Source organism: Gordonia sp. ABKF26 (assembly GCF_041103195.1).
Taxonomy (GTDB): Bacteria; Actinomycetota; Actinomycetes; order Mycobacteriales; family Mycobacteriaceae; genus Gordonia; species Gordonia terrae.
On the sequence record NZ_JBGCVZ010000003.1, the window covers coordinates 4,677,333 to 4,687,670 of the forward strand.

Genomic DNA, 10,338 nt, shown 5'->3' on the forward strand with positions numbered 1-10,338 from the left:
ACTTTCGGTCGGACGGTCGGCGATGACCGCGCTCCTACACTTGCGGGAGTTCCGTGATGTGGAATCGGATTTCCGCGTTCGTGACAGTTAGCCCCACGCTCAGGGTCGTTGTCAATAGCACGACCCTGCGCTACTCGCGAGTTACGTTCCGAAATAACAGCACGGGATTCCATGATGAGGAATAGTGTGAGCTAGTCTCTGGATCGACCCAGGACACGGCGACCACCAAGGAGTCCCGCCCCATGACCTCAGAATCCGGTGACCAGGCCCCCGTCTCCGACACCCCGTTCGACCTGGTCGTGCGTGGCGAACAGACGCTGACGACGGCGGGCATCGTCGCGCGTGAGATCGGCATCCGCGACGGTCGGGTCGTCGCCATCGAACCGCTCGGGAGCGGACTCGTGGGCGCCGAGGTCATCGAACTCGCCGACGACCAGGTGATGATCCCCGGACTGGTGGACACCCACGTACACGTCAACGAGCCCGGCCGCACCGAGTGGGAGGGCTTCGACTCGGCCACCCGCGCGGCCGCCGCCGGTGGCGTCACCACGCTCATCGACATGCCGCTGAACTCGATACCGCCCACCGTGAACGTCGACGCACTGGCCGAGAAGCGCGCTGCGGCGCAGGGCAAGACGCACATCGACGTCGGTTTCTGGGGCGGCGCCATCCCCGGCAACGAGGACGACCTGCGGGGACTGCACGACGCCGGCGTCTTCGGCTTCAAGTGCTTCCTGCTGCACTCGGGAGTGGACGAGTTCCCGCACCTGACGGCCGACGAGATGGAAGCCGACATGGCCAAGCTGGCCGAGTTCGACTCGCTGATGATCGTGCACGCCGAGGACTCCCGCGCCATCGACAAGGCTCCGTCACCCGAAGGTGACGAGTACGGACGTTTCCTCGCCTCGCGGCCGCGCGGGGCCGAGAACCTGGCCATCGCCGAGGTGATCGAGCGCGCACGCTGGACCGGGGTCCGCGCCCACGTGCTCCACCTGTCGTCGTCGGACGCCCTGCCGATGCTGGCAAGCGCGAAGCGCGACGGCGTGAAGATCACCGTCGAGACCTGCCCGCACTACCTCACCCTGCTGGCCGAGGAGGTGCCCAACGGCGCGACCGCCTTCAAGTGCTGCCCGCCCATCCGGGAGGCCGGCAACCGTGAGTTGCTGTGGGAGGGACTGCTGGCCGGCACGATCGACTGCATCGTCTCCGACCACTCGCCGTCGACCGTCGACCTCAAGGACCCCGAGAACGGGGACTTCGGGGTCGCGTGGGGCGGCGTCGCCTCGCTGCAGCTCGGGCTCTCGCTCATCTGGTCCGAGGCCAAGAAGCGCGGCATCGACCTCCCGCAGGTCATCGAGTGGATGGCGTCGAAGCCCGCCGACCTCGCCGGCCTGCCGACCAAGGGCCGCATCGCCCTCGGTTGCGACGCCGACTTCGCCATCTTCGAGCCGGAGTCCGCACAGATCGTCGACGTCAACCGGCTCCACCACAAGAACCCGGTGAGCCCGTACGACGGTCGTGCGCTTGCCGGTGTGGTGACGGGCACCTGGGTTCGCGGACAGCGGGTGGACTTCGAGACCGCCCGGGGCCGCATGCTCCGCCGCGGCGACGTCTGATTCCTCGTCCCTGCTGCCTGGGCCCCGGTCCCTGCTGCCTGAGCCCCGGTCCCTGCTGCCTGAGCCCCGTCGAAGGCCCCCGGTAAGCTCGATCGAATGAGTTCGGATGACCAGCACACCGGCTTGGCCGATGAGTTGGCCGCGCGTTCCGACGACGCACTGACCGAGCTCCTCGTCGAACGCCCCGATCTCGCCTCACCGACACCGTCGGGTACCCGCGTGCTCGCGCAGCGGGCGTTGTCGGCGGCGTCGCTGTCCCTGGCGGGCGAGGATCTCGACGTTCTCGCCGTCGCGGTGCTCGAGGTGGTCAGCGCGCGCCACAGCCGTAGTCCGGACAAGAAGAAGCGACCGTCGGTCACGACGGTGGTCAAGGCCTTGTCCGGACGGGCCGATGCCGACTCCGTACGTGCCCGGATCGATCTCCTCCGTCGACGCGCGGTGCTGTGGGGCGATGACTCCTCCCTGTGCGCCGGCGAGCACCTCGAATCCGCGATGCCATGGAAGGCGCGGCATCTCACCGGACCTCTCGTCGGCCGGTCCGGGGAGGAGATCGCGGCGATGATCGCCGGTCTCGACGAACGCCCTCTCGGTCTGCTGCAGACGCTGGCACGCGGACCGGCCTTGGGCCGCAGCCGCGATGCGGCACCCGACGCCGATCCGGAGTCCCCGGTCGCGCGCCTCATCTCGTCGGGCCTGCTCGCCCGCGTCGACAGTCAGACCGTCGAGCTCCCACCGATGGTCGGCGCCGTGCTTCGCGACGAACCGCCTTGGCACACAGATGTTCTCACGCCACCGCCGTTACACGAGTCCGGCGCCAAACCCCGTTTCGGGGCCAAGGCGGTCGACGCCGCCGCAGGGGGTGAGGCACTCGAACTCATCCGTCATCTCACCCAGCTGATCACGGTCCTCGGGGCGACCCCGGCGGCGGTGCTCCGCTCGGGCGCGCTCGGCGTGCGCGAACTGCGGCGCCTGGCGAAGCTGACCGGCCTCGAGACTCAACGGGTCGCGTTCCTGATCGAGCTCGCCGCCTACCTCCGGCTCATCGACGCCGGCTTCCCGGAACCCGCGCCGCCCAACGATTCCGGCGAGCAGTCCTTCGCACCCACCTCCACCGCCGACACCTGGCTGCACCAACCGCGGGAACGTCAGTGGCTCGCGCTGGCAGATGCCTGGCTGCACATGCCGCGCCGGGCCTGGCAGGTCGGCGAACCCGACCGGGACGGCAACGCGTTGGCCACCCTGGCCGCCGACCTGCACGATGCGTACGCGCCCGTGCAACGTCAGCTCATCCTGTCCACGCTCGCCGACGCCGGCACCGCGGTCGGGGTACCCGCCGACACGGTCCTCGCGAACCTGCACTGGCACCGTCCCCGCCAGATCCGACGTTTCAGTCGCCGCGTCGTCGCCGAAACACTCCGTGAGGCACGGGAGTTGGGTCTCGTCGCGCACGACGCCCTGACCACCGTCGGCCGCGCGTACACCGTCGAGGAATCACCGGCCACCGACCCCGCCGATGTCGACGCGGCGGTGCTCGCCGCGATGCGCAAGGCGTTGCCCGAACCGGTGGATCACTTCCTGACGCAGGCCGATCTGACGCTGACCGTCCCCGGCCCGATGACCTCGGAGCTCGCGGAACAGGTCGAACTCGTCGCCGATCTGGAGTCGGGCGGCGCGGCCTCGGTGTATCGGGTCTCGCCGGAGAGCGTGCGCCGGGCATTGGACGCGGGCCGCAGCAGCAACGAGCTGTTGTCGATGTTCACGACGCATTCGAGAACCCCGGTGCCGCAATCCCTCACGTATCTCATCGAGGACGTGGCCCGCAGACACGGCCAGTTGCGGGTGGGCGTGGCGTCGGCGTTCATCCGATGTGAGGACCCGACGGTGCTGGCCGCCGTGCTGCGCAGCGCGGCTGCCGAGCCACTCGCGTTGCGCGCGTTGGCGCCGACGGTCGCGGTGTCGCCATCAGAGGTGCGCGACGTCATCGACCAGTTGCGAGCGGCGGGATTCGCTCCGGCGGGTGAGGATTCGTCGGGCGCCCTGGTCGATCTGCGCGAGCGGGGCAGTCGGGTCACGGTGTCGCGGGCGCGGCGGCAGAGCCAGCCGCGCCGAAATTCGCCGTCCGAGGACCAACTACGGTCGGTGGTCACGCGAATCCGCTCGACCGACCGGGCGGCCGCCGCCACCCCGGTTCGCGGCGCGGCCACGACGACCCCGGTCCGGGCCACCGGCGGGGGCGAATCCGCGACCGCGCTCATCCAGCTCGCCCTGCGTGCCAACCGCAGGCTGCGCGTCGGGTACGTCGACGCCCAGGGCTCGGCGAGCCGGCACGTGGTGACGCCGAAGATCCTCGGCGCGGGTCAACTCGTGGCCGTCGAGGAGGGCCGCGACGACGAGCAGCGCTTCTCGCTCCATCGACTCACCAGCGTGGAACTGCTCGACGCCTGAGCCCTGGAGACAGAGACATCGGAGTGATTTACGTCTCATCCTTGGTACCCTCGGGTATGACCGCGGCTCGCGAGATCCCCGCAGGAGAACCCCCCGGTGGCGTCGCTGACACCTATCAGCACGACCTCGTCACCCGGATGAAACCCTCGCGCAAGCGCCCCCGGGTGACACGACCGGCCGACCTCGTCACCGCCATCGGGCCTTCCCTCGCCGGCGCGAACGTGATCATGCAGCTCGCCAACCCGAAGGTCGGTTACGGCGTCCACGAGAGCCGCGTGCCGTCGGGCAACGCGATCAAGCGGCCCATCAAACGAGGCCGCACGACGGGGACGTTCCTCGCCGTCGCACTCATGGGCACCGACGCCGACAAGGCCTACATCCACGACGCCGTCGGCCACATCCACGACCAGGTGTACTCGACCGCGACGAGTCCCGTCCGCTACAGCGCCAACGACTCACGCCTACAGCTGTGGGTCGCGGTGTGCCTGCTCAAGTACTTCATCGACCAGTACGAACTGCTCTACGGCCCCCTGAGCGCCGAGGAGAAGCAGATGGTGCTCACCGAGTCGCACCCGTTGGGCACCGCGCTCAACGTGCCGCGGGACAGATGGCCGAAGACCTACGACGATCTGCTCGTCTACTGGAACACCGAGCTGACCGCGCTGCGCATCGACGACCCGGTCCGTGAGGAACTCCGCAGCCTCGCCGACCTGTCGTTCCTGGAGTACCGGGTCGGGGCGCTGGGAACCCTCGCGCACATCACGATCGGCCCCTCACTCGCCTACGCGATCAAAGCCGGGCTACCGCCGGAGTTCCGCGAGATGATGCGGTGGCGGTGGTCCGACCGCGACGAGCGCCGGTACCAGCGGGCGCTCGCCGGCTTCCGACTCGTGGACCCTCTGGTGGCACCCGTGTTGCGCGGGATCTTCCGGCTCAACCTGGTGGATCTGCGGGTCCGACGCAAGCTCGGCATCCCCGTCTTCTGAGGCCGACGGGGGTCTCACGCGTTCCAGAGCAGGCCCGACGCTGACAATCGTCGGTGCTTTCTGGACAATGGAGCGGGTGACCGATGGACCCCTGATCGTGCAATCCGACAAGACGCTGCTGCTCGAGGTGGATCACCCCGACGCCGCGGCGGCGCGCGCGGCGATCGCACCCTTCGCCGAACTCGAACGTGCCCCCGAGCACGTCCACACCTACCGCGTCACCCCGCTCGCATTGTGGAACGCCCGAGCCGCAGGTCACGATGCCGAACAGGTCGTCGACGCGCTCGTGACGTACTCGCGCTACGCGGTGCCCCAGCCGCTGCTGATGGACGTCGTGGACACGATGGGACGGTTCGGCCGACTGCAGCTGGTGAAGCATCCGGCACACGGCCTCACCCTCGTCAGCCTCGACCAGGCCGTCCTCATCGAGGTGATGCGCAACAAGAAGGTCGCACCGATGCTGGGTGCCCGCATCGACGACGACACCGTCATCGTGCATCCCTCCGAGCGCGGCCGCCTCAAGCAGGTGCTGCTGAAGGTCGGCTGGCCCGCCGAGGACCTGGCCGGGTACGTCGACGGCGAGGCGCACGCCATCGAGCTCGCCCAGGACGACTGGCAGTTGCGGGACTACCAGGAGATGGCGGCCGACTCGTTCTGGGCCGGCGGCTCGGGCGTGGTGGTCCTCCCCTGCGGTGCGGGCAAGACGATGGTCGGCGCGGCGGCGATGGCCAAGGCGGGCGCGACGACGCTGATCCTGGTGACCAACACGGTCGCCGGTCGTCAGTGGAAACGCGAACTCATCGCGCGGACGACGCTCACCGAGGAAGAGATCGGCGAGTACTCGGGTGAGCGCAAGGAGATCCGACCGGTCACGATCGCGACCTACCAGGTGATGACCCGGAAGTCGAAGGGCGAGTACCGCAATCTCGACCTGTTCGATTCGCGCGACTGGGGTCTGATCATCTACGACGAGGTCCACCTCCTCCCCGCTCCCGTCTTCCGGATGACCGCCGACCTGCAGTCGCGTCGTCGCCTCGGCCTGACCGCGACCCTGGTCCGCGAGGACGGCCGCGAGGGGGACGTCTTCAGCCTCATCGGCCCCAAGCGGTACGACGCGCCCTGGAAGGACATCGAGGCCCAGGGGTGGATCGCCCCGGCCGACTGCGTCGAGGTCCGGGTGACCCTGACCGACGAGGAACGTCTGCAGTACGCGGTCGCCGAGCCGGAGGAGAAGTACAAGCTCTGCTCGACGGCGCACACCAAGGTCAACGTGGTCAAGGCGATCCTCGACAAGCATCGCGGTCAGCAGACCCTGATCATCGGCGCCTACATCGATCAGCTCGAGGAACTCGGTCGCGAACTCGACTCCCCGGTGATCCAGGGCTCGACGAAGAACAAGGAGCGCGAGGTGCTGTTCGACCGGTTCCGTTCCGGCGAGCTGCAGACCCTCGTGGTGTCGAAGGTGGCGAACTTCTCCATCGACCTCCCCGAGGCCTCGGTCGCGGTTCAGGTGTCGGGGACGTTCGGTTCCCGCCAGGAGGAGGCGCAGCGCCTCGGCCGGCTGCTGCGCCCGAAACGTGATGGCGGGCAAGCACACTTCTACTCGGTGGTGTCCCGCGACACCCTCGACGCCGACTACGCGGCGCACCGCCAGCGGTTCCTGGCCGAGCAGGGTTACGCCTACCGCATCACCGACGCCGACGACCTTCTCGGCCCGACGATCGGTGACTCCACCTCCGCGGACTGAGCCCCTCCGGTCCCTACGGCCTCAGGTCTCGATGAGGCAGTACCCGATCGACTCCGGTTCGAAGAAGACCCACTTGGTCTCGTCGCCGGAGCAGGTCACGGTTGCGTCCGACCGCGTGGTGACACGCGCGAGGACCGTCTGCGCCGTCGCCGAGCTCGCGCACGGGGCCTCCCGGTAGTCGGCGAGCGAGCCACCCGAGAGCGGGACCAGGTAGCAGAGGTCCTCGTAGAAATTCGGTGTGAGACAGAGCTTGTCCGTGCTGTCCGGGAACGTGAGCGTCGAATTCTGTGGGCTCGCGCACGACGTGGACGCGGCGATCTTCGACGCGGCGTAGAAATTGAGACCGGCGGAGTCGCAGTCGACCTTGGAGGCATTCACACTCGTCGACGACCCGGAGTCGGTGGCGATGCCGACGCATTCGCCGACCTGGACGTCCCCCGGTCCGTTGACGGCCGGCGTCGAGGAGTCGGTGGTGCGAGGAGCGGAGGTGTCGGCGGCGGAGGTCGTGGTCTCCGGCCCGGCGACCGGGGTCGAGCGCGACGTCGAGGTGCCGCCCGCGGTCGGTGCACTCGACACCTGTGTCGCGACGTACACGACCCCGGCGGCGATCGCGAGGACGAGGATCACCGCGAGCGAGCCGAGGGCGATCAGCAGGCCGGACCGCTTCTTCGGCGGTGGCGGCGCGTAGCCACCCTGCGAGGGGTAGCCGCCCTGCGAGGCGAACCCACCGGGATAGGTCCCCGGTTGCGACTGATACGGCGAATGCTGCTGCGGCCCTTGCGGATAGGAAACCGGACCCACCGGGGCGGGCGGGGTCACCGAAACCGGCGGCGCGGGTGTCGGGGCACGCACCGTCGGCTCCTTCGACAGCGGTGGTGCCGCGAGCGCGCGTTCGAGCTCGGCGGCGAACTCGCGGCAGGATCCGTACCTGCGGTCGGGCTCCTTCGCGAGGGCGCGGCCGAACACCGGGTCGACGCTGCCGGAGATGCCCGGTCGCAGGGTCGACGGGCGCGGCGGCATCGACTGCAGGTGGCCGGCGATGATCGACGCGGTGCCGGCGCCCTGGAACGGCGGCCGGCCGGTGAGGAGTTCGAAGACGGTGGCCGCGAGCGCGTATTGGTCCGCACGCGCGTCCACCGGATCGCCGAGCAGTTGCTCGGGGGCGGCGTAGGCGACCGTGCCGAGGAAGACGTTCGTCGACGTGAGATGGCTGACGTCCTGCTCGGACTTGGCGATCCCGAAGTCCGCGAGCAGGACTCGTGGCTCCGGGCCGCCCACGCCCTGCAGCAGGATGTTGGCCGGTTTGACGTCGCGATGCAGGAGTCCCGTCGCGTGCGCACGGTCAAGCGCGGCACCGACGGCGCGCACGATGGCGATCACGGTCGGGGTGTCGAGACCCTGTGGGGTCTGGCGGAGCAGTCGCAGCGCGTCGATGCCGTCGATGTACTCCATCGCGATCCACAGGTGGCCGTCGTACTCGCCGGAGTTGAAGATCGTCACGATCGACGGGTGGACGACGCTCGAGGCGTGCTCGGCTTCTTTGACGAACCGCTGCCGGTACATCGGGTCGCGGCTGAGTTCGGCGGGCAGTACCTTCAGCGCCTCGTTCCGCGGCAGGTGCGGGTGTCTCGCGAGGTAGATCTCGCCCATCCCGCCGCGGCCGACGAGTCGGATGATGGTGTAGCCGGCGAAGTGCTCGCCTGGATTGCGCGGCATCGCCCCTCCTCGCGCGTCAGGCGTCTCCCACCGAGGTCATGCAGAACGCGCGTGGTTCGGGCACCTCGTACGTGGCCTTGAGCTGTTCTTCGGTGCACTCCAGCGAGCCGTCACCGCTGGCGTCGACGCGGTAGATCGCCGATCCGGATTCCGCGGTGCCCGCGCAGTCGATCTTCGCGAAGTCGACCAGCGACCCGCCCGCCGACTGTGGGATCTGGTAGCACTGGCCGTCGGCGAAGTTCGGCATCAGGCACAGCTTGTCGGAGGTCTCCGGGAAGGTCAGGTAGTTCTCGAATTCGCCGCATTCGCCGGGGATCACCTGGGTGGCGACGAATGTCATTCCGTCACCGTCACAATCGGTCTTCGTCGCCTCCACGGTGGAGCTACCGTCCGCTTCGCGGACCTCCACGCACTCCCCGATCGCGACATCCGAGGGCTCGGAGACGTTGTTCGTGACGCGCTCGACCGACGAACAGGCCGCCACGGCGAACAGTGCAGCGCACCCCGCGATCGCCGCCAGCACCCGAACCCGTCCGGCGGGCTTCTTCACCTCTGCTGGGTTTTTCATGCACGGATCGTACGCCCCGGCGGGGTCGTCGACCCCGTCATTCGGACGAGGTCCGGTGTCCGCACACAGTGGACCTGTGCCACTGTGGGATCCATGTCATTCGAGGACAGGACAACCCGCAGGCTCCGTCCGTTCGCCACGACGATCTTCGCCGAGATGTCCGCGCTGGCGGTCGACCACGATGCCGTGAACCTCGGCCAGGGCTTCCCGGACACCGACGGGCCGGCGACGATGCTCGACGCCGCGCGCCAGGCCATCACCGACGGACGTAATCAGTACCCGCCGGGTATCGGGGTGCCGGAGTTGCGGCGCGCTGTCGCGCGAACGCAGCACGACCTGTACGGGCTGGATTACGACCCGGATCGCGAGGTGCTGATCACGGTCGGCGCGACCGAGGCGATCGCGGGTGCGGTCGTCGGCCTGGTGGAACCGGGTGACGAGGTGATCATGATCGAGCCGTACTACGACGCCTACGCCGCCACCGTCGCGATGGCCGGCGGCGTGCGACGCGTCGTACCGCTGGTACCCGACGGCGACGGCTTCCGCCTGGACCGCGAACGGCTCGCCGCGGCCTTCGGGCCGAAGACATCGATGGTGCTGGTCAACAGCCCGCACAACCCGACGGGGACCGTCCTGTCGCCCGGCGACCTCGCCGAGATCGCCCGACTCTGCGTCGAACACGACGTCGTCGCCGTCACCGACGAGGTCTATGAACACCTCGTCTTCGACGGACGGACCCACACCCCGCTGGCGACGCTGCCGGGCATGCGGGAACGGACGTTGCGGATCTCCAGCGCTGCGAAGACCTTCAACTGCACCGGCTGGAAGGTCGGCTGGGTGAGTGGGCCGCCCGAACTGATCGCCGCGGCACGGACGGCGAAGCAGTACATGTCCTACGTGGGCTCCGGACCGTTCCAGCCCGCGGTCGCGCACGCCCTGGAACACGAGATGGGTTGGGTACGCGAGTCAGCTCTCGCACTACAGGCGAAACGCGACCTGATATCGACCGCCCTGACCGATGCGGGCTTCGCCGTACACCGAAGCGAAGCAACATATTTCGTCTGCGCCGACCCACGGCCGCTCGGCGTCGACGACGGCGTCGAGTTCTGCCGGTCGTTGCCGGAGCGCATCGGCGTCGCCGCGGTGCCGGTGAGCGTCTTCACCGACGACCGCGAACCCTGGCACCACCTGCTCCGGTTCGCCTTCGCCAAACGCGACGAGGTCATCGCCGAGGCCGCCGAACGACTTCGGCGGCTCTGA

7 protein-coding genes are annotated in these 10,338 nt (G+C 68.9%); 5 read left to right on the top strand and 2 right to left on the bottom strand.

Translation table 11 applies throughout. The features are described 5' to 3' along the window. Positions 1-242 precede the first annotated feature (242 nt). The 4 genes from allB (at position 243) to AB4Z55_RS21680 (ending at position 6,794) form a co-directional block, all read left to right on the top strand. Entirely contained in the window at positions 243-1,616 is a 1,374-nt protein-coding gene (allB, locus tag AB4Z55_RS21665; RefSeq protein WP_004020244.1) for an allantoinase AllB, read from the top strand. A 96-nt stretch (positions 1,617-1,712) separates the two neighbouring features. Continuing rightward, on the top strand, positions 1,713-4,061 hold the full coding sequence (locus tag AB4Z55_RS21670) for a helicase-associated domain-containing protein (protein WP_369520496.1): 2,349 nt from the start codon (positions 1,713-1,715) through the stop codon (positions 4,059-4,061). A 56-nt stretch (positions 4,062-4,117) separates the two neighbouring features. Then, positions 4,118-5,047: an oxygenase MpaB family protein gene (locus AB4Z55_RS21675; protein WP_064571303.1), complete on the top strand. Its 930-nt coding sequence runs from the start codon at positions 4,118-4,120 to the stop codon at positions 5,045-5,047. Positions 5,048-5,123: 76 nt separating this feature from the next. Continuing rightward, positions 5,124-6,794, top strand: a complete 1,671-nt coding sequence (locus AB4Z55_RS21680; protein ID WP_338085706.1) for a DNA repair helicase XPB — start codon at positions 5,124-5,126, stop codon at positions 6,792-6,794. Positions 6,795-6,815: 21 nt separating this feature from the next. On the opposite strand, the gene AB4Z55_RS21685 is transcribed toward AB4Z55_RS21680, so the two are convergent. After that, on the bottom strand, positions 6,816-8,510 hold the full coding sequence (locus AB4Z55_RS21685) for a protein kinase (RefSeq protein WP_369520497.1): 1,695 nt from the start codon (positions 8,508-8,510) through the stop codon (positions 6,816-6,818). A gap of 16 nt (positions 8,511-8,526) precedes the next feature. Next, the gene (locus AB4Z55_RS21690; protein ID WP_064571305.1) at positions 8,527-9,078 is read right to left on the bottom strand and encodes a hypothetical protein; all 552 of its coding nucleotides are present in this window, start codon (positions 9,076-9,078) and stop codon (positions 8,527-8,529) included. A 93-nt stretch (positions 9,079-9,171) separates the two neighbouring features. Between AB4Z55_RS21690 and AB4Z55_RS21695 the strand changes: the two genes are divergently transcribed. After that, complete coding sequence (locus AB4Z55_RS21695; protein WP_369520498.1) at positions 9,172-10,338, top strand: pyridoxal phosphate-dependent aminotransferase; 1,167 nt, start codon at positions 9,172-9,174, stop codon at positions 10,336-10,338.

Coding starts and splice junctions, on each gene's coding strand:
- AB4Z55_RS21695 (WP_369520498.1), top strand. CDS start 9,172: ATGTCATTCGAGGACAGGACAACCCGCAGGCTCCGTCCGTTCGCCACG.
- AB4Z55_RS21675 (WP_064571303.1), top strand. CDS start 4,118: ATGACCGCGGCTCGCGAGATCCCCGCAGGAGAACCCCCCGGTGGCGTC.
- AB4Z55_RS21685 (WP_369520497.1), bottom strand. CDS start 8,510: ATGCCGCGCAATCCAGGCGAGCACTTCGCCGGCTACACCATCATCCGA.
- allB (WP_004020244.1), top strand. CDS start 243: ATGACCTCAGAATCCGGTGACCAGGCCCCCGTCTCCGACACCCCGTTC.
- AB4Z55_RS21690 (WP_064571305.1), bottom strand. CDS start 9,078: ATGAAAAACCCAGCAGAGGTGAAGAAGCCCGCCGGACGGGTTCGGGTG.
- AB4Z55_RS21670 (WP_369520496.1), top strand. CDS start 1,713: ATGAGTTCGGATGACCAGCACACCGGCTTGGCCGATGAGTTGGCCGCG.